General features: G+C 59.0%; 20 protein-coding genes. 2 read left to right on the plus strand and 18 right to left on the minus strand.

The window, feature by feature from the left end; translation table 11 throughout:
* Positions 1–37: 37 nt before the first annotated feature.
* From VJU77_02030 to VJU77_02105, 16 genes are all read right to left on the minus strand, one after another.
* Positions 38–877, minus strand: a complete 840-nt coding sequence (locus tag VJU77_02030; GenBank protein HKP02114.1) for an IS3 family transposase — start codon at positions 875–877, stop codon at positions 38–40.
* Positions 874–1,224: a transposase gene (locus VJU77_02035; GenBank protein HKP02115.1), complete on the minus strand. Its 351-nt coding sequence runs from the start codon at positions 1,222–1,224 to the stop codon at positions 874–876. Before VJU77_02035 ends, VJU77_02030 begins: the two co-directional genes overlap by 4 nt.
* Before the next feature lie 424 nt (positions 1,225–1,648).
* Complete coding sequence (locus tag VJU77_02040; GenBank protein ID HKP02116.1) at positions 1,649–3,184, minus strand: Hsp70 family protein; 1,536 nt, start codon at positions 3,182–3,184, stop codon at positions 1,649–1,651.
* Complete coding sequence (locus VJU77_02045) at positions 3,163–4,197, minus strand: hypothetical protein (GenBank protein ID HKP02117.1); 1,035 nt, start codon at positions 4,195–4,197, stop codon at positions 3,163–3,165. Before VJU77_02045 ends, VJU77_02040 begins: the two co-directional genes overlap by 22 nt.
* Positions 4,190–5,347 (minus strand): C2H2-type zinc finger protein, encoded by a 1,158-nt coding sequence (locus VJU77_02050; protein HKP02118.1) that lies wholly within the window; start codon positions 5,345–5,347, stop codon positions 4,190–4,192. The genes VJU77_02045 and VJU77_02050 overlap by 8 nt, the downstream gene beginning before the upstream one ends.
* A 156-nt stretch (positions 5,348–5,503) precedes the next feature.
* Complete coding sequence (locus VJU77_02055) at positions 5,504–6,826, minus strand: aspartate aminotransferase family protein (protein ID HKP02119.1); 1,323 nt, start codon at positions 6,824–6,826, stop codon at positions 5,504–5,506.
* Position 6,827: 1 nt separating this feature from the next.
* A complete protein-coding gene (locus VJU77_02060; GenBank protein HKP02120.1) occupies positions 6,828–7,502 on the minus strand; it encodes a 3-oxoacid CoA-transferase subunit B in 675 nt (224 codons plus the stop codon).
* 90 nt (positions 7,503–7,592) lie between these two features.
* On the minus strand, positions 7,593–7,901 hold the full coding sequence (locus VJU77_02065) for a DUF5615 family PIN-like protein (GenBank protein HKP02121.1): 309 nt from the start codon (positions 7,899–7,901) through the stop codon (positions 7,593–7,595).
* Between the two features lie 7 nt (positions 7,902–7,908).
* The gene (locus VJU77_02070) at positions 7,909–8,127 is read right to left on the minus strand and encodes a DUF433 domain-containing protein (GenBank protein ID HKP02122.1); all 219 of its coding nucleotides are present in this window, start codon (positions 8,125–8,127) and stop codon (positions 7,909–7,911) included.
* Positions 8,128–8,220: 93 nt separating this feature from the next.
* The gene (locus VJU77_02075) at positions 8,221–8,931 is read right to left on the minus strand and encodes a 3-oxoacid CoA-transferase subunit A (protein HKP02123.1); all 711 of its coding nucleotides are present in this window, start codon (positions 8,929–8,931) and stop codon (positions 8,221–8,223) included.
* Positions 8,928–10,421: a hypothetical protein gene (locus tag VJU77_02080; GenBank protein HKP02124.1), complete on the minus strand. Its 1,494-nt coding sequence runs from the start codon at positions 10,419–10,421 to the stop codon at positions 8,928–8,930. The genes VJU77_02075 and VJU77_02080 overlap by 4 nt, the downstream gene beginning before the upstream one ends.
* A gap of 197 nt (positions 10,422–10,618) precedes the next feature.
* Positions 10,619–10,900 (minus strand): hypothetical protein, encoded by a 282-nt coding sequence (locus VJU77_02085; GenBank protein HKP02125.1) that lies wholly within the window; start codon positions 10,898–10,900, stop codon positions 10,619–10,621.
* Complete coding sequence (locus VJU77_02090) at positions 10,897–11,193, minus strand: hypothetical protein (GenBank protein HKP02126.1); 297 nt, start codon at positions 11,191–11,193, stop codon at positions 10,897–10,899. Before VJU77_02090 ends, VJU77_02085 begins: the two co-directional genes overlap by 4 nt.
* Positions 11,194–11,469: 276 nt before the next feature.
* Positions 11,470–11,751, minus strand: coding sequence for a hypothetical protein (locus VJU77_02095; protein ID HKP02127.1), 282 nt, complete (start codon positions 11,749–11,751; stop codon positions 11,470–11,472).
* 11 nt (positions 11,752–11,762) lie between these two features.
* Positions 11,763–12,641, minus strand: a complete 879-nt coding sequence (locus VJU77_02100; GenBank protein ID HKP02128.1) for a leishmanolysin-related zinc metalloendopeptidase — start codon at positions 12,639–12,641, stop codon at positions 11,763–11,765.
* Positions 12,642–12,694: 53 nt separating this feature from the next.
* On the minus strand, positions 12,695–14,353 hold the full coding sequence (locus VJU77_02105) for a phospholipase D-like domain-containing protein (protein ID HKP02129.1): 1,659 nt from the start codon (positions 14,351–14,353) through the stop codon (positions 12,695–12,697).
* Between the two features lie 232 nt (positions 14,354–14,585).
* Between VJU77_02105 and VJU77_02110 the strand changes: the two genes are divergently transcribed.
* On the plus strand, positions 14,586–15,821 hold the full coding sequence (locus tag VJU77_02110; GenBank protein HKP02130.1) for a hypothetical protein: 1,236 nt from the start codon (positions 14,586–14,588) through the stop codon (positions 15,819–15,821).
* 10 nt (positions 15,822–15,831) lie between these two features.
* Here VJU77_02110 and VJU77_02115 read toward each other — a convergent pair whose 3' ends face one another.
* Together VJU77_02115 and VJU77_02120 are read right to left on the minus strand one after the other, a co-directional pair.
* Positions 15,832–16,743: a hypothetical protein gene (locus VJU77_02115; GenBank protein ID HKP02131.1), complete on the minus strand. Its 912-nt coding sequence runs from the start codon at positions 16,741–16,743 to the stop codon at positions 15,832–15,834.
* Positions 16,744–16,897: 154 nt separating this feature from the next.
* A complete protein-coding gene (locus VJU77_02120) occupies positions 16,898–17,185 on the minus strand; it encodes a hypothetical protein (GenBank protein HKP02132.1) in 288 nt (95 codons plus the stop codon).
* Positions 17,186–17,366: 181 nt separating this feature from the next.
* Here VJU77_02120 and VJU77_02125 point away from each other — a divergent pair, with 181 nt between their 5' ends.
* Entirely contained in the window at positions 17,367–18,167 is an 801-nt protein-coding gene (locus tag VJU77_02125; GenBank protein HKP02133.1) for an NYN domain-containing protein, read from the plus strand.
* Positions 18,168–18,212 lie beyond the last annotated feature (45 nt).

Here is an 18,212-nt window from a genome sequence, read left to right on the forward strand (position 1 = left end):
TGGGATTGCCCTGATTTTTCGGACAGTGAATTGGGGATCAATTCTTTTGGTTTAGTTGGGATTCAAAGACAATGGGACTGCGGTAAGCAAGACTGGAGTGGAGGCGAACGCGGTTATAAAAGGTCTCGATGTAGTTGAAGATGGCAAGGCGCGCCTCGGCCAGGGTGGCGAAGCGCTGATGATAGACGACTTCGTATTTGAGGCTGCTCCAGAAGCTTTCGATGAAGGCGTTGTCGTAACAGTTGCCCTTGCGACTCATAGAAGCGACCAGACCGTGCTCGGCGAGGACCTGGCGGTAAGCGGCGCTGGCAAATTGCATTCCGCGGTCTGAGTGGACGATGAGGGCGCTGGTGGGGCGGCGCTGGAGCAGCGCCATGCGCAGGGCGGCAATAACCAGGTGGGCATCGAGGCGTTGATGCATGGCCCAGCCAACGACGCGCCGGGTGCAGACATCGAGGACGGCGACCAGATAGAGCCAGCCTTGGGCGGTCAGGATGCAAGTGGCATCGGTAACCCAGACGTGATCGGGACGGCGCACGGTAAGGTTTTGCAAACGGTTGGGAGCGATCGGACCGCCGTGCTGGCTGTCGGTTGTCCGCGGCCGATACTTGGAGCGTTGCCGGGCGAAGAGCCGTTCTGCGCGCATGAGACGGGCGATGCGATTGCGCCGACCGGGACAGCCCAGCGCCTGGGCCAGCCGAGGACTGCCATAGGTCTGGCGACTGCGCGCAAACTCGTGTCGAATGCGCGCGCGCAAAGCAATGGTTTCCACTGCGCGTGGACCCGGCTGGCGCCGGCGCTCAACCCAGTGGTAATAGCCACTGCGCGAGACCAGGAGCGCTTCACAGAGCCACGCTACCTTGTATTGGCCGCTCATCTGCTCGATCCGGGCATACCTCTGGGCGGCACTTCGGAGAGGATGCCCAGCGATTTTTTTAACACTTCACGCTGCTCTAAAAGTTTGGCGTTCTCCTCACGTAAGCGCCGGATCTCCGCCTCCAATTGCTCGACGCTGCGGAGACGCTTTTGTCCTGCCGACGAGGCGTTGGCTGGGGCGCGTTCGGTTCGGGCCCAGCGGTAGAGCAGTGGAGGGCGAATGCCCAGCTCGGCTGCCACTTTGGCCGCACTTCGGCCACTGGCACGCCATAATTCCAGTGCGTCCTGCTTATATTGCTCGGTATATCTCGCCGGCCTGCGAGTTGGCTTCGATAACTGTGTTTTCATGTGGGCTCCTTTGGGTTTTGACCCTCAGCCCACTGTCCGTCAAATTAATGCAACCCCACTCTGACCCCTCTCGCTCTACTACATCTCACGAATAGCCTCCTCTTCCCTCCGATGCCTCAGCCTCTCGAAATCGGGAGTCTCGTTGCCGGCGTGCTTCGGCGACGGAAGGCACGCCGTGTCCACCCGAAGCGCAATAATCACATCCTTCCTGCATGAAGACGTAAAGAGTCCGGTGACAAATACAACATGGCTCGTAATACATTAGCTCTGAGTGTTGTTGCGGCGTCAAATCCTGTAGCGGTAAGCGATATGCTTTGAGAACGTCCCCTGGGACGAGATCAATCGCATCGTGCGCAAGGCAAACGTTACTGCGTGAGCGCACTGCCCCTGTCTCGGGATTAGCCAGCGTGAGTTTCTTTGTCATTTAGCGTTTCGCCCGAGCCATATTCATCCCAATTCCAAATTCCAAATCGTGAATTCGCGCTTCGTTGATCGACTCTCTCATCGTTGACAGCGCCCGAAGCTCCGCGACGAGGTTGTGATCTATCGTCACTTCCACTTTTAAGCGCTCACGAAGGGGCGGAGAATTCCGATCAACGGGTAGCGTCAGGTGAGTATACGGAACTCTCTCGTCGCCGTGGGATGAGCGATCCGGCCATTTCGGGCGAGCGAACAAGAATTTCGCAAAACCATCGCTAGGATCCACACAATACATGTCGATGCGTTGCTGAATCACAGTGCCATCCACCGGTAAGCTGGTGCCCGAATCAATGATCTGCAGATACGTATTGTCGGCGTGGAGCAACTCGAGGGGCTTGGCGAGCTTCAGTGGAATGTCGTCGTGTGCGATCCAGGCGGCACCCTCGGAAATTACCGTCGCCGCATTGGAAACGAGGCGAAGTCGCGCAAGGCCGAAGATCTCGCGGAGCCCCTCTTGAATTGCAGGCATTTGCACCATTCCTCCGGTTGCGAGGCAGAATTCCACCGCACCGCGGTTAACTCCTGCAAGATCGAGCAGCGACTCGATCTTCGACAAACCGCGGACGATTAAATCGCGCACAGCGTGTTCTAGCTCATCCTTCGTAATCTCTAATCTCACATCGTTTCCGGCGCCGGTACCGGTCAAAACATCGCGAACGAGAATTGCGGAGCTCGCTCGCTCGGAGAGCGCAATTTTTGCATCCTCACAGGCCTTCAGTAAGCGCGACTCCGCACTGGGTTGAATCCGCGACCAGTCGGCGTCGGGATGTTGCTGCTGGTGTCGGTCACGGACGAGCTGCCGTAGCCGACTGTCGAATTGATCGCCGCCTATGCCGGAATCGCCGGCGTTGAAAACCTGCGTCAGAACGCCATCCTTCATCTGACAGAGCGTGAGGTCGAGCGTCCCACCTCCCCAATCAAACACGAGAACGAGCCGCCGCTCGAGATTGGCAACTTCCTCGCGAAAATTCGGGTGCGGCCGGAGATAACCGTACAGCGCGGCAAGCGGTTCGTGCACGAACTGATGAATCCTTATTCCTGCCTGTTGTGCGGCCTGCCGCAATTCGATGCGGGCCTGTCCGCGCATGGTGACTGGAATGGTAAAAACCGCAGCTTCGAACGTATTGCCGCGGAATCCCCGGTTCAGCGCATCCGCGCGAAGATATTTGAGCACGTCGCTGCTAATTTCCCCGGCTTGTCGGGTTACGCCTCCGACAAAAATGCCGGTCGGCGACCCGAGAAACATTTTTGGCGACCGCACGATGTCGCCGAAAACGCCGAGTCCGAGATTGCTCAGTTGATCCATTGCGGCACGGCCGACGACTGGCTCGCTTCCGCTATACCACACGACTGACGGATGCGGCCGATCGTCGGGGCCCAAAAGGGGTCGAGGCGCCAATTGCCCGGTTTCCGGATCGATTCCGATGACCGTAGCAACACTGTTGGTTGTCCCGAAATCTAAGCCGAACGTTGCAGCCATTCCGCCTCCCGTTGAACGAACTTTAAAGATTCTTCCAATCTCTCCTCGATTGCCTGCATGAATGGCGGATCGCTTCGACTAGCATCGAGCGCGGTCTGCAGCCATCTTGTGAGTTGCCCTTCGAGAGCGCCACGAACACGAGCTCGAAGAGCATCGAGTTTGTGCTGATACCCATCTTGGAGATCAACAATCGTCTTTCCCAGCTCTTCGATTCTGTCATCGTCTTTTTTCTTCTGACGCTGAGCGGCAACTAACTGTTGTTCGGCGCTGCTGATCCTCGCCTCGAGCTCGGAAATTTCTCGAGTGAGCTTGTCGATCTCCGCAGACTGGGTTGTGATATCCCGTTCTAGTCCCTCAAACATTTGCCGTGCCGCCTTGAATTGCGCGACAAGGGGAGCGAGCACAGGACGGGACGGAGGGACGCTCGTCAATAATCCCAGCATGTCGTCCGGCAGTAAATCGTCCCCTGCGCTCTTCTTCCTCTTGGCGGGCGTAATAGCAGCCTTCGTCCAGGCGAAAGCTGTGTCAGCATCGATAAGTTGCCGCGCTCGTCCAAGGTTAATCAGCAACCAGAACTGGGTCAGCTGAGGCGCGGTTAATGGCCTCTTCACTATCCGGGCTAACCAAGCGTCAACGGCTCCAGCGAATTCCTGGCGAGAAAGAGAATCCGTTATTGGAATCAGGTCCAGACGTCGGATGGTATGCTCTGCACACTGGATAACTATTAGCCGAATAGTTTCTCGGGCAGTCGTGCTGGCTTGAAGTAAACCGATCAAGCGCGGTAGTCGCTTCGGCTTTTGCGCTATGGCTTCCGCCACGCGCGCTAGCACTTCAGCATTGGGAATAGTGATAGCGCCCTCACCCATCTTTTTGAGGAATTTGTCAGCCGATCCCTTTCCGACGATAAATGCCTCCCAAGGTGACGCCTGCGGCGCAAACGTTGTCGGCGGTTTCGGCTCACCGTCGCTCGCGCTCGTCCTAGCAGCCTGCTGTTCAGTGTCACTGTCAGACATAATCAAGATGACGTTGCGCCCACTCAGCGAAGGGCCATGAAAACTGGACAGCGTGAAGATGCGGAACGGCTAGATCCCGTCGCGATGCGCGGATGTAGCCTTCAGCACATATGACGTGCAGTTTACCGAGGTCCTGCTCGCTTATTGTTTTTTCGCGACTCAAAAGCTGCGTGAGCTGTTGTAGTTCGGGCAGTGTTAGCTGTTCCCTTGTTCGAAGCCGTTCGCAGCTTGTCAGAAGCAGATGTGTCCCTTCGTCCACGGGACAGATTGGCCTGCAAACGGCAGCCTCCGCTTTTGATTGCGCTGTTAGCGATGTCGTCTCGTTAGCGATGATCTGGTGAAAAAACATTAAGCCCCCATCGATTTCAGCTGAACCGTATGTCGCATCGGCCGAAAAATCGTTGAGATTAAATCGGATGCAGCCGGATACGGCTGCGGCCACCGGCCGCTGAAACGCGCTAAGTACAGCAAGCGCCTCCTTCATGGATTCGGCAAACCGCTCGAAGGCAACTCCTGCGTTGGACGGGGCGTAGCCCTCCTTGATCAAAATCCCAAGCACATAATTGCCCAGTGCTGCCCCGTATTCATTAGCTGCTGGCGGAAATCGCAAGCGCGCGTGGAAGGTTGCCAGATCCGCATGCCGCAAGTCGTCCACGAGTAGCGTTTCCGTAAACAACTGATCCACCTTCGCCAAGTCGTCTTCGTCTGGAATGCGGAAACGAAGTCGGTATTCTTCCTTTGTCGCTGCGTTATCAAAGGCACGCTCATGAATTAATCGAAGCTTCCACGTGGCGTCTCGCGGCTTGGTCAGTTCTTGTGCAACCTTGGCCACCGCGAGGTTAGCCCACGCACCGCCGTTAACTTGGAGCTCGCAGCGGGAGCATTGAACAATTTCCACCTCCTGCTCACGAATCGGACTTCGCAGCACAGACTCTTGCAGCAACGGCTTACGCCAAATGTACAGAGCCGGCAGTTCGAGCGGATGGCTAACGTGGAAATGCCGACGCAATTCGTCTGCTGAATCGAATTTCTTACCGCACTGAGTGCAGGGATATTTAGGCGGTGGGCTCCGAAATCCGACCGCAGTCTGCGAATGCGCCTCCCAGTATCTGTCGCTCGCACTCTCTTGTATCCAGCCGACTGTTGGCATAACTAGAAGCGCAGTTGTCGTTGACCCTCCTGCCAGTTACGAATGGCGGCCCTGCCTTCGATGGATACTGCTCCAATTTGCCAGCAGTTTGCCGAGCGCCGGTTGTTTGTCGGTTTGCTCGTTTTTCTTTTCATACTCAATCATCCCTCCGCGCGCTCAGCCCATCGAAGCCAGCTTTCCGAAGCCGGACTTGAACGCCCCCACCAGCGTGTCGATCTCCGCTTCGGTCATCGGCGTGGAGAATGTGCACGCACCCGAGCTGATGATGCTGCAACCTTCGTTGAACAGATGATCGAGCAACGCCCTGAGTCGGCGCGACTCGTCGGGCGTTGGGTACGCCTCGCGGTAATTTCGTGGCGGCGTCTGCTTCATGTGCACCAGGAACATCGAGCCCGCCCCGGTGACGCTCGCGGGCGCGCCCGTCGCGCGGATCGCGCCTTCGATGCCGTTCCTGGCCCGATCGGTCAGCGCGTTAAGGCGCGCCACCGCGGGTTTGTCGAACTTCAGCATCGCCGCCATGCCCGCGGTCATGCTGATCGGGTTGGCCGTGAATGTTCCGGAGTGCGGAAACACGTAGCGGGGCGACTGCGGGTTGAGCACATCCATGACTTCGGCGCGGCCGGCGACGGCGCCAATGGGAAATCCACCGCCGATAATCTTGCCCAGCGCGGTCAGGTCGGGCGTGACGCCGTAGCGCGCTTGCAAGCCGGCGTGCTCGGCCCTGAACGTGATGACTTCATCGAACACCAACAGCACTCCGTGGCGCGCGGACCACTCGCGGAGCGCGGTCACGAACTCGACATCCGCCGGACACAAGCCGACGCGGTGCGGCATCAGATCGATCAATACGCACGCGAGGTCGCTGGCGTGTTCGTCCAGGATCGCCAGCGTGCGCTCGGTGTCGTTGAACGGAAAGACAACGACGTCCTTGAGCGCGGACTCGGGTGTGCCGTGCACCAGCGGAACGCTGCGCGGATGGTCGATGCCGCCCCAGGTCGCCGGCGTGGAGCCCTGGCTCACCTCGGCGTAGTCGTAGACGCCGTGGTAGGCGCCCTCGGCCTTGGCGATCTTCGGCCGCCCGGTAAATGCGCGGGCCGCCTTCAGCGCGACCATGATCGCCTCCGTGCCCGAGTTCATGAAGCGCATCTTCTCGAACGAGCGGTTGCGGCTGCACAAGTGCTCGGCATAGCGCACCTCGATCTCGGTTCCCATCATGAACGCGGTGCCGCGGGTCATCTGCTCCGTCACCGCATCGACGATCTCGGGGCAGGCGTGGCCGTGGATCAGGGACGCCATGTTATTGGAGAAGTCGATGCGCGTGACGCCATCGAGGTCGGTCACGCGGCAGCCCTTGCCGTATTCAACGTAGGTCGGGTGATTCCCCCGCAGGATGGCGTTGCGGCTGACGCCGCCGGGAAGGACTTTGAGGGCCCGCTCGTAGAGGGCGGCGCTGCGCGAGAGGTCGGTTTGCGTGGTCATGTCAGCCTGCTTCGATCGGTTCTGGGTTGCGAAGCAGAGGCGCAGCGGTGCGCTCCTGCACAAAATCGAAATCGATACCGGGGCTCAGTTCGACGAGCCGAAATCCGTTCGGCGTGACTTCGATCACGGCCAGATCGGTGTAGATGCGGTTCACGACGGCGACTCCCGTCAGCGGATAGGAGCACTTTTGCACGAGTTTCGCCTCGCCTTCCCTGGTGCAATGCTGGGTTATGACGAAGATCGATTTCACGCCCGCGACCAGGTCCATGGCGCCGCCGACTGCGGGGATGGCGTCGGGCTCACCCGTGGACCAGTTGGCCAGATCGCCGTTCTGCGCGACCTGGAGCGCGCCGAGCACGCAAAGGTCCAGGTGGCCGCCGCGGATCATGGCGAAGCTGTCCGCGTGATGAAAGTAGGCGGCGCCCGGCAGCGCCGTCACTTGTTGTTTGCCCGCATTGATCAGCTCGGGATCGCCTTCGCCGGGCTTGGGCGCGGGGCCCATGCCGAGCATGCCATTTTCTGTGTGGTAGATCAGCGTGCGGCCCGCCGGCACGAACCTGGCGACCAGCTCCGGAATGCCAATGCCCAGGTTCACATACGAGCCGTTGGGAATGTCCTGCGCCAGGCGCTCCGCCATCTCCTCGCGCGTTCGCCCGATCACTGGCGGCTTCGTCATGGGTAGGATGTGAGCACTTTCATGATCGAAGCGTGCCGCAAACACCGATGCTGTTCAAGGCCATCTGCCTCGCGCGCTGGCCAGCAATTTTCAAATCTCGGTATAGCTGCCGGGGTGCGTCGCAGCCACCGCGGCTGCGATTTCGGCCGCGTGTGGCTCCAACTTCGGCCAGCTCGCGTGCGGTAGCACCACGATGGCGATTCGCCTGCCGGTCAGCTTCTGTTGATAGCGCAGTTGCTTGTCCGTTGTCAGCAACACATCAAACTGCGCTTCCGCAGCGTTGAGCAACTCGCCATTCGAAAGCTCAGCCCAACCCGCTTCGAAGGCCGTTACGACATCATGCGCTGCCAAGTGCGTGCGCAGTGGCACCGGCGTCCCTTGATCAAAAAGAACACGCACGCGAAAATCAGACTGTCGCGAGGCTCGCTTCCGCAAACTCGAGGACCGCGAGCGCCTGCGCGCGGGTGACGCCGGGAAACCATTCCAGAAACTGGTCGACCGTCGCTCCGTCCTCCAGATTCTCGAACAACGTTTTCACCGGCACACGTGTTCCCCGAAAGAGCCACGCTCCGCTCACCTTCTCAGGGGATCGTTCGACAGCCGTGCACGCCGTCCAGTCAAGCATGCTTAAAGTGTAATCGTTTGCGCTTTCTGGGCAATAGGATAGGCCAAGGGAATCGGCACGAAACTAACGCTTGGCTATCATGGCCGGGCCTCGTCATGGGTACGACGCTCCTGCCGCGACGAGTTCCGATTCGTGGGCCGGCTTGGCGATGGCCACGACGCGATCCACGAAGATGCCGGGCGTGACGATCGACTCGGGGTCCAGCTTGCCCGGCTCGACGACCTCGGCGACCTGGACGATCGTAACCTTGCCCGCCATCGCCATGGGCGGGCCGAAGTTTCGCGCTGTCTTGCTATAGAGGATGTTGCCGTGGGTGTCGGCGACCCGCCCCTTGATGAGAGAAAAGTCCGCGCGAATGCCGTGCTCAAGCACGTACTTTCTGCCGCCGAATTCCCGGCATTCCTTGCCTTCCGCCAGCGGCGTTCCCACCGCGGACGGCGTGTAGAACGCCGGGATTCCAGCTCCGCCGGCGCGGATGCGCTCCGCGAGCGTTCCCTGAGGAACCAATTCCAATTTCGTGCGCCCGCTTCGGTAGAGCTCCGGGAAGACGGTCGAGTTGGCGGTGCGCGGAAACGAACAAACGACCTTGGAAACCCGGCCCGCCTTGAGCAGCGCCGCGAGGCCGACCTGGCCGCTGCCGCAGTTGTTGCTGATCATCGTCAGATTCGTGGCGCCCTGGTCGATCAGCGCGTGGATGAGCTCGATCGGACTGCCCGCTTCGCCGAAACCACCGAACATGATCGTGGCGCCGTCGAAAATGTCCGAGACAGCCTCGGCCGCGCTCGCCACCCGCTTGTCGATCATTCGGCGGTTGCAAGAGCGGCGTGAAGAGCGCCGAGACTCGGCGCCTGTCCGGCAGCCGTGGCGCGACCCGGCGCCTGTCGAGCAGCCTTCACCCGCGCGTAGTGATACAAGCCGGCCTCGTCGAACAGAACGCGGTCCTCGTAGTCGTCGAACCAGAGCGCCTCGGGGTTGCGGCCAACAATGCAGACCTTGCCGCGATCGGGCGCGCTGCCGGCGTTCCGGAGAATCTTGAAGATCAAGACGCCATTCTCGCTGCCCGCGAGTCCCGGTATCCCCTCGTTTGTGACCGCCGCCACTTCGGTCTTGCCTTTGTAATGGGTGATGGAAAGGCGCGCGTGGGCCTCGACGCCCGACAGCCCCTTTTGCGATTCGTTGAGAATATTCCACGCGGTCTCGATCGGAACGTTGAACGCCTTGTAGGCGATGATATCGCGCCCGCAGAAGAAGTAGTGGTTCTCGCCGCCGGCGCGCTTGAACTCGCGCTGCAGAATGCGGAGGGCGTCCGGGTCATCGTTGATGCCCTTCATGATCGGCGCCTGGTTCTGCACAGTGAGCCAACCACGCGAGGCCAGGCCCCGCATCCCCACGCCTGTCGCGGGTACCCATTGCTTGAAGCCCTGCGCGTCCTCGATGTAGTTTCCTTCCGGATCCTTGGCGAGGAACTCGTCTGGGTGCTCGAAGTGCAGCATCATGTGCAGGCCGACCTCCGGGTAGGTCTCGTGGAACCGATCGAGCATAGACAGGAAGGTGCGGTCGAAGCGCTGGGGATAGAACGCCATATCCTTGGTGCCGATGCGGATCGACTCGACGCCGGCTTCGGCCAGCGCGCCAAGCCAGGCCGCGATCTTTGCATTGTTCAGCACCATCGCGTCGCCGCCCGACATCAGGATCTCGCGCAACTTCTCGCGTCCGCTTTCGGGATGCACGCCGCCGTTCTTCGCCACCGCAGCGTTGTGCTGCTTGATGTAGGGGATGATCTCGGGGATCGTCGCGAGACCTTTCTTTGCGATGGTGCCGTCCTGTCGCTTGATCTGCTTACGGGCGATCAATTCTTCGCGGTAACAGAAGCGGCAATGTGCCGAGCAGGTCGAAATGACGTACATAAGTCCCATCTCGTACTTGTGCAGCAGGCCCTCGACGGGGCTGTAGTCCATCTGGTTGCCGGGATCCTCCGAGCCCGCAAGATCCAACGTCTCGGCGGGGTCGGCCTTGACGATGCGCTGAATCGCGGCGCTGTTCCTGGCCAGCTCGTAATAATGGCGCGTGATCTTCACCGGCATCCGGGCTTCAACGTCACGATCGGTGCCCTTGAGCGCTTGCAGGCGTGTCACCTCATCCTTGGAGTAGAAGTTGAGCATGTCTTCCGGCGCTTTCTCGTGGAAGAAGGGGGCAAGGCCACTGATGATTTCCCGCTCATAGCGGCCTTCTTCGACGCCCTCGAGGAACTTCTGCTCGCGTGCGGTGGGGACGTAGGGTTGTGGCTGTGTCATCGTTCGGGCTCCATTGCGGGAAAGAGTTAATGTCTTTCGATCAGGTCCCCATTTTTACGCCAAAATCCCCATCCTACAAAGTGCATTTTGTGGCGAAGGTCGATCGTGCGTCATTTGGAGAATTTGCAGCGCCAAGGCGGCTTGGCTTCAAAGGATTCAATCTCGAAAGGAGAATCTCACGCGCGGGAAGCGCAGCTTTATTTCTTTTTGAGCCGGTATTTCGGAGGTTTTTCCGTGTTTCTTTGGATTATCTTGCGAGCTTCCAAATCGAGCTTAACCGTCTCGCCATACCAGCTGATATTTCCCGTGAACTTCCCCTTCAATCCCTTGTTGAGCTGGGTAAACAGATCGGTGTGAGTCAGCTCTTTTTTAGCGAGGGCTGCCAGGATCGCGGCCTTCACCGCGTCATACTTCTGCTTGTCGATGTTTTTCCCGCTTTTCCCCAGCGGATGTTTGGTCAGTATTTTTTCTTCTTTCATCGTTGAGCTCCTTTTTTCTTGGGACTCGCCACGGCGGAGCCCGTCCCGGGCAAAGGCGGGTTTGGATCTTGGGATTTGGGATTTCCGTCCGAGATTCCTCTCGGCGGCGGTCCGTCGTAACCGTGCTTAAAGGGATCGATCCGGCGCATCGGTTTTTCCCGAGTTTGCTCTTGGAGTACGTGAGCCACCAGTCCCGGCGTTCGGGCGATCATAAAAATGCCGTTGAACGCGGCGGCATTCATTCCCAAGTCGGCGAGGATCGCCTTGCCTTGATATTCGTGCAGTCGCGCCATGGTCGAATGCTATTTCTATGATTCTGGCCAATCCCGCAACCGCGGAACTGTTTTCGGATCAGGACCGTGATAACACCTTCAAGTCAATCGGTCGTGCGCACAAGCAGCGCGAAGAATCAGCAGCGAAGGGTTTAACCTCCTGACCAACTTCTCGAGATAGATGGAGCGGTAAAGGCGAAGGCAGAAGATTCCGTTCAAGCTGGGAGCAGCCAGCGTGAAAACCTCGTCTGCTCAATAGGTTGTGACGCGCAGAGCCGTCCCATGACCGATCCGCTGTCAGGCAAGCGGCCGGAGTCCGTTGAAGGCAGTCACTACGCGAAGGCCACGGCCATCCACGACCTCGCATGTGGATCCGCCGTCATGCGCCTGCAATTTCACCCTGGTGCCCGCTGGAAACTTTCCTTCCGGAGGGGCTGCTTGCTGCGGGCCGATGTAATAGTACGGTTGTTCCGCGATGACCTCATGGGTGAAATGAGCCGGCGCCAGCTGGAGGTTCCGCTCGGGCACCATGGCCGAGTCTGGTAATACCGTCGCTTTTGGCCGACGCACGCGATCCATTCCGCATTATCTCACCCATTCGCGCCAACCGCCAAGCTTTCGTCCGGCAAAACTTTGGGGGCCAAAATAGGAAGTGCGTGCGCGTGTTCTTCGCCAATATGGGCCATCATCAGCCCAGCCTCGGCCAGTGCCTGTAGATTCGGCAACGAGTAGGGCTCGGCTGCGTTCATATTCACCACGTAGCCGAGATCTTTAAGGCTGGCGACCGTCACTTTGCTGAGCGGGTTGTTCGGTGCGGCGATGAATCCCGACATCAATTCGTTCTTGAACAGCGATTCCCGCCAGTGACTGTCCCGGGTGCCCGGCCCGCCCGTGTTTTCAACCGGAACCGCAGTGGGACCAGTCCCCTTCAGGATTCCATATTCTTTTTTCGCATTAGTCCCATTGAATCTAGGGTTGTTCGTGCCCGCCCCCGCCAGCAATTTCTTGTGGGACCAGATTGTGCCGATTCCGAGGACATGCCCCATTTCGTGCGTGATCACATCCAGCAGGGTCTTGTTGGCTTGCATCTGAGCCAGATCGGCAGTGTCAAAGGACATGATGCCTTTCGCGGGAAGAAAGGCGTTCACTCCGGCGGATGCCGGGCGCAAGTTTGTCGGGCCGGCCTGACCGAGGATCCCGCCCGCGCCATCAATCGCCACTCCTTGTGCCTCGATCAGGAGGTCATCGATCACCTCGCCGCCAACCAGGACACTTGGCACGTCACCGACGATCACCTTGGTCCATCGATTCGCTGCCTCCTTAAAGGCGTCTTTCTGGGTCGGGGTGAGGCCGCCAAGAAACCGCACCACAATCTTGTAGGCCGACTGAACTGCTTTTGCGGGAGCCCCGGCCTTGAGGCTCGCATGGGCTATATATGATTCGACTTTTTCAGATGTCTTTTTTTTCATGATTGTTTCCTAGGGTTCGTGAACATGGATGGCAGATTGTTGGTAAATTGGATTCAGACATTGCCGCCGGCGGCAACTTCCCGGGCGGTGAAGCGGACGGCACCGGGAGGAATGCGTGCGCCGGCGACCGCAGCGATGGCAGGGCCAGCCGGCGCTTCGGCGGTACTGCGATGTGTCCAGTCGTGTAGAAAGAGTTTCGTGTAGTACTCTGTCACGCCAGCATCGCGAATGATCAGGCTGGCGTCGCGATTCTCAGTGGTGCCCTGGCCGGTCCAGTTGTGGCTGCCGACGACGGTGATCTTGTCGTCGATGAGGATGCCCTTGTTGTGGTTGCCTTTCTGGAGTTTCACGCGGGCCATCTTGAATCCAAACTTGGCCAGGTCGGAGAGTATTTTGAATGGATCAAAATCTCCACGGATGATGATGCGCACGTCGATGTTCGAATCCTTGCTCTTCTCGCGCAATGCCATCACCATCTCGGCGTAACGGGGCGACTGCGCTATCGCCGCGCTCAGGCTTTGGTTTTGGAAATAAAGTTTGCTCTTCGCTCCTTTGATCAGCGGAAGGACGTTCTCCATGTAATTATCCGGGGTGAGCAGCGGCGTGACATTCAGTTTTTTCTCGAAGACTTGCTCGGGGAAAAACTCCACGCCGCCCGCGTCCGCCAGCGATACCACGACCGCAAACTCCTGAAGCAAAGCAACGATTCCAACAGCGGGCCCCGTTGGTTTCTGGAACGGCTTGGCCTGCTTGATGTCGTGCAGGATGAAACGCTCGAACTGGGAGGCTAGCGCGGCATTCTCCACCACAACGTGCCAGTCGCGGTTCTGTTTGCGATGAAAAGCGTCCTTCTTCGCCTGGGTCGGAAAAGGATTTGTAATCGGGTCGATGAGCGGCTGGTTTGAGTCTTTCCAGTTTCCGCTGGAAAGCCAGAACACCTTGCCGTCTCGGACCGCGACCTTGATATGGTAGGCGGTCGGGAAAAAAGCCTTGATGACCTGGGGAGTGTCGGCCACGGCGGCCCACATAAAGTCCATTCGCGTCTTGAGCGATTGCTTCAGCGCGGCGCGGGCGGTTTCGTTTTCCGCATTTCCGCCGTCCATGATGAAGCGCAGTTTCCGCGAGCTGGCGAGCGACACGATCAATTTTTTCAAGATGTGCTTGGCGGTGAATTCATACATCGTCGCCGTCATCGTTTTCTCCGTCTGGCCGAAGAACTGCGAGAGCAGCCGGAAGCCGGCATCCGGGCTGGCGTGGCAGACCATTTTCATTTTCTCGTTCACGGCTGCCAGCGGAGGCTTGGACGGGACATATGGAACGCGCGGAACCCCAGCGGCCACGGCGGCCAGGGCGGCGGAAACCGCGGGTGTAGGGCTCACCAGTCCGGCAAGGTTCGGCGCGGATTTTTCGGTCAACGCCCCGCCGTGAACTAGGGCGAAACGGACGAGCTGCGCGGCGCTCGCCGGCACGACATCGACTGGAACTCCAGCGAGCGTCTTCGGCAACAACTGGGCCTTGCTCAACTTCGATGCCGGCTCTTTCGTAAGTACGCTGACAATGACAGCGGGCTTGTCTGTCAGTCGGCCTTTCCGGAATTTGAAGCCAGCCCACACCTCCACCACTCCGGGAAGACCGGCGAGGATTGGACCGTGTTCAGCTACGACCGATTCGACGCGAGCGAATGCGCCGGCAGGTTTAGATCTGGTTTTCATGCGGATGCTGATGAAGGAGCGCGTGCGCTCATACAGTGATACGGGAAAGACGGCCCCGAGTTTCTCAAGACTCTGGATTAATCTGTTGGTGCACGAGCCGTGGGGTCCCCAAAATTATCCGGCGACGGTTTGGCAAGACCTGCTGGACTAACGGAGTCTCGTTACCAAGAAGATTTACCGTCGCCGCAGCGACGGGATGACAGCGTCAATCCGCAGGCTACATTAGAACGCTATGAACGACGTCTACATTCTCGGCGGCGGCCGGACCGATTTTAAGCGCAACCTGAAGAAGGAAGGCAAAACGATCCGCGATTTGATCACGGAATCGGGCCGGAAAGCGATCGACGACGCGAAGATCGACCCGGCTGAAATTCAGGCGGCGGCGGTGGGGAATTTCAACGCGGGTCAGTTCACGAAACAGCTGCACCTCGGCGCCTTTGTTCCGGAGATCGATCCGGCGTTGCACGGAATCCCGACCATGCATACGGAAGCGGCCTGCGCGAGTGGCGCGCTTTCCGTCGTTCTTGGGGCGCAATGGATTGCGGGGGGATTTCATGATGCCGTCCTGGTGGTCGGCGCGGAACAGCAGAAGACAATGTCGTCGCTCGATGGCGGCGATGTGCTGGGCGCGGCGGCGGATTATCACCTCGAACGACCGGAATACGGCGACTTCATGTTCCCGAAGCTGTTCGGGAAAATCGCCCAGATTTACATGGAGAAATACGGGACCTCCGCCGATGCCTTCAACTGGGTAGCTTACAAAAACTACGCGCACGCCCGCTTGAATCCGCTCGCCCAAATGCGCGACGCCGATCTGACCTACGATTATGCCTCGCAGGTTTCGGAAAAGAACCCGAGCGTCGCGCCCCCGTTGAAGATAACGGATTGCTCGCAAATCACCGACGGCGGCGCCGCGCTGGTGCTGGTCTCGGAGAAATTTTTGCAGAAGCATGGCCTCGATAAAGCGAAGCTGCCGCGCTTGCTCGGTTATGGCCTCGCGACTGATTATCTCGCGCTCGCGAAGAAAGATGCGCCGACGTTTTCCACGGCGCGCAAGGCAGCCTCGAAGGCGTTTAGCATGGCCAACCTGAAACCGCGCGACCTGAACGGCGTGGAAGTGCACGACTGTTTCTCGGTCACGGAAATCTGCGCTTACGAAATTCTCGGCCTGGCCGAAAACGGCAAAGGCGCCGAACTGGCCATGAGCGGCGCGACCGCGTTACCGCAAGTGCGGAACGAAAAGGTAAGCGGCAAATTCGACTTCGAAATTCCCGTGAATGCCGGCGGCGGCTTGATCGGGGACGGTCATCCGGTCGGTGCAACCGGTGTCCGCCAGGTCGTGGAAGCTCAACAGCAACTGACGGAACAAGCCGGCGCCCGCCAAATCCCAGGCGCGAAGAAATTCCTGACCTTCAACATGGGCGGCAGCCTCACGACCAGCGTCGCCATGATCTGGGGCCGGGATTGATTTGGCGCGGTTATTCCGTGCAGAAGTCGAGCGATACCGATAGGTCGTCGTGGACCCATTCCGCGAATGGCAGGTTTGGGATCTCCTTATATATGGCGTCGTAGATCTCCCGTGGGATCGAAAGCGATCCGGAAGTCTCAAACTTGGGTCGTGTCGAACGCGCCAGAGACGCCGAGATATGTAGGTCGAAGGCCGGTGCGTCTTTGGGAATTAACGGAGTGATGAATTGCTCGATCGAATGGACGAACGCCTGCAGTCCCTCCTCGATATCCGGAGTCAGATCGGGATGCTGCTCACAGTAGGGCGAGATTGATTTCAGGATCAGGTTCGAATCTGGTGGTAGGGAAGTGAGCTGTTTGGCCAGGTCTTTCTGTCGCTGCTCCCACGCTAGCCCGGTGGCTCTGGCGATTTGATAACTCTCTTCCCGAGCAGCTTCGATTTTGTCCCGCCCGAACCGCCGGTAAATTTCCGGCTCCGAGATCGCATTGTAGCCGGCCAGGTGTCCCAGGATCGTGTTGTCGACGAGGCAACCAGCAATCGCTCGAACATCCACGTGATATCGCTCCCAAAGAGTCGGATCCCTGCCCGCGCCGAACCCGGCTGCTTCGATGACGAAAACACCGGCCGCGATATCCTTTTTCGCCTCTGCGCGACCGGTGAGATAGGCGCGGCAATAATACGACAGGCTCACCGGGTCCATGCCGACACCCAAGGGTAATCCGAAAACCTCCGGCGCTAAAAAATTGTAAAAGCGGAGACTGGGGACGAGTAAGACGAGCCCGAGCAGAACAAACAACGTCCACCGGGCTACCGATCTTCCACGATGCAGCAGTAGAACCAGTGGCCAAACGAACCAAAGAGTGACCACAACCACCCACAGCGTTCGTCGCCACGGGGCTTCGAAGCCTTTGTCTGCTAGCACGAGAAACAGGAGCCCAAAACAGAGCGCCGCGTGAGCGAGCGCAAAGTATCCCAGCCGGCGGTGAGCGCAGGCGGGCGATGAGGACCTGTCCATTGGGGCTGTACTGAAAATACAGCCCGAAAAACTGAAACGCTAGCGGCTTGTCTCGCCGAACTTAGGCCGCGTGGGCGTGGTCGCGGGTGAGCGCGTCCAGGTGCGAACGGAGCAGGGCGAGACGCACTCTGACCGCTTTGCAGCGTTGGCGCTCGCGGCCCGCCTCACTTTGCGGCAGGTGCTGGCGTTCGTAGGGATTGCGCGAGGGTTTGAGGGCGTTCTCGACGAAGTCATTCGCAATCCGGGCGCGCTCGAGATTGAGTGGGTTCGTCTCCTTTTCGGCCTCGGCTACGGCGAGGTCGCGGATAACGCTGTACGCACGAATTTCGTCGACAATGTAGGTCGACATGGCGTGACGGGTGGATGACCAGTTTTCCGCCTGAGATTTGGCCCGTTTGAACGTCGGTCTGACGATTCGGTTTCGGCTTTGAGGTGTGTGGGTTGGTTGCATGCCGCCTGAAAAAGCATCAACCGTACCGGGCAGCCCGCTTGCCAGGGCCACCCCCTCGCGGCTAAGTTGCCACACCCCAATGAGTTTGCCTGATTCCGACGCTACCATGGCGGTTTTCCTGGACCTGGAAAACATCGCCATCGGTGCGCACGAGGCCCAGTTTCCGGCCTTCGACATCCGCAAAGTCGTCGAGCGCCTCCTGCTCAAGGGCCACATCGTGGTCAAGAAGGCCTATTGCGATTTCGACCGCTACAAGGCCTTTAAGCGCGGCCTGCATGAAGCGGCCTTCGAGCTGATCGAGATTCCCCACGTGCGCCAGTCGGGCAAGAATTCGGCCGATATCCGGATGGTCGTGGACGCCCTCGATCTTTGCTACACCAAGAGCCACGTCGACACTTTCGTCATCATCAGCGGCGATTCGGACTTCTCGCCGCTCGTCAGCAAACTGCGCGAGAATGCCAAGACCGTCATCGGCGTCGGCGTTAAGAAATCGACTTCCGATCTTTTCATCAGCAACTGTGATGAGTTCATCTACTACGACGATCTGGTCCGCGTTCAGCAGGCCAAGAAGCGTTCGAGTGCGCCCGCCGCGCCGCCTGCAAAAGCTTCAGCCGGCAAAGGGCATAGCCTCTCCGTGGATCGGGCGCTCGATCTTCTCGCGAAAACCTTGGAAGCTCTCAGGGCCGAGCGCGGCGAAGACTATCCGATCCGCGGTTCCCTTGTCAAACAGGCCATCAAGCGCCAAAACCCGGGGTTCAACGAGCGCGCGCATGGTTTTCGCGCCTTCAACGAATTGCTTCTCGAAGCGCAAAAGCAGGGGCTGTTAAAACTGGAAGACGATAAACAGGCCGGGACCTACATCGTCCACCCGGTCGATTGATTGTAGGGACGCCGCGATGCGGCGTCCGTGAGCTCGAGCGCCGTC

The organism is Chthoniobacterales bacterium (assembly GCA_035274845.1).
GTDB lineage: Bacteria > Verrucomicrobiota > Verrucomicrobiia > Chthoniobacterales > UBA10450 > AV80.

Excerpts from the sequence above, each read along its gene's own strand:
- VJU77_02030 (HKP02114.1), bottom strand. The coding sequence starts at position 877 with ATGAGCGGCCAATACAAGGTAGCGTGGCTCTGTGAAGCGCTCCTGGTC.
- VJU77_02035 (HKP02115.1), bottom strand. The coding sequence starts at position 1,224 with ATGAAAACACAGTTATCGAAGCCAACTCGCAGGCCGGCGAGATATACC.
- VJU77_02040 (HKP02116.1), bottom strand. The coding sequence starts at position 3,184 with ATGGCTGCAACGTTCGGCTTAGATTTCGGGACAACCAACAGTGTTGCT.
- VJU77_02045 (HKP02117.1), bottom strand. The coding sequence starts at position 4,197 with ATGTCTGACAGTGACACTGAACAGCAGGCTGCTAGGACGAGCGCGAGC.
- VJU77_02050 (HKP02118.1), bottom strand. The coding sequence starts at position 5,347 with ATGCCAACAGTCGGCTGGATACAAGAGAGTGCGAGCGACAGATACTGG.
- VJU77_02055 (HKP02119.1), bottom strand. The coding sequence starts at position 6,826 with ATGACCACGCAAACCGACCTCTCGCGCAGCGCCGCCCTCTACGAGCGG.
- VJU77_02060 (HKP02120.1), bottom strand. The coding sequence starts at position 7,502 with ATGACGAAGCCGCCAGTGATCGGGCGAACGCGCGAGGAGATGGCGGAG.
- VJU77_02070 (HKP02122.1), bottom strand. The coding sequence starts at position 8,127 with ATGCTTGACTGGACGGCGTGCACGGCTGTCGAACGATCCCCTGAGAAG.
- VJU77_02075 (HKP02123.1), bottom strand. The coding sequence starts at position 8,931 with ATGATCGACAAGCGGGTGGCGAGCGCGGCCGAGGCTGTCTCGGACATT.
- VJU77_02080 (HKP02124.1), bottom strand. The coding sequence starts at position 10,421 with ATGACACAGCCACAACCCTACGTCCCCACCGCACGCGAGCAGAAGTTC.
- VJU77_02085 (HKP02125.1), bottom strand. The coding sequence starts at position 10,900 with ATGAAAGAAGAAAAAATACTGACCAAACATCCGCTGGGGAAAAGCGGG.
- VJU77_02090 (HKP02126.1), bottom strand. The coding sequence starts at position 11,193 with ATGGCGCGACTGCACGAATATCAAGGCAAGGCGATCCTCGCCGACTTG.
- VJU77_02095 (HKP02127.1), bottom strand. The coding sequence starts at position 11,751 with ATGGATCGCGTGCGTCGGCCAAAAGCGACGGTATTACCAGACTCGGCC.
- VJU77_02100 (HKP02128.1), bottom strand. The coding sequence starts at position 12,641 with ATGAAAAAAAAGACATCTGAAAAAGTCGAATCATATATAGCCCATGCG.
- VJU77_02105 (HKP02129.1), bottom strand. The coding sequence starts at position 14,353 with ATGAAAACCAGATCTAAACCTGCCGGCGCATTCGCTCGCGTCGAATCG.
- VJU77_02110 (HKP02130.1), top strand. The coding sequence starts at position 14,586 with ATGAACGACGTCTACATTCTCGGCGGCGGCCGGACCGATTTTAAGCGC.
- VJU77_02120 (HKP02132.1), bottom strand. The coding sequence starts at position 17,185 with ATGTCGACCTACATTGTCGACGAAATTCGTGCGTACAGCGTTATCCGC.
- VJU77_02125 (HKP02133.1), top strand. The coding sequence starts at position 17,367 with ATGAGTTTGCCTGATTCCGACGCTACCATGGCGGTTTTCCTGGACCTG.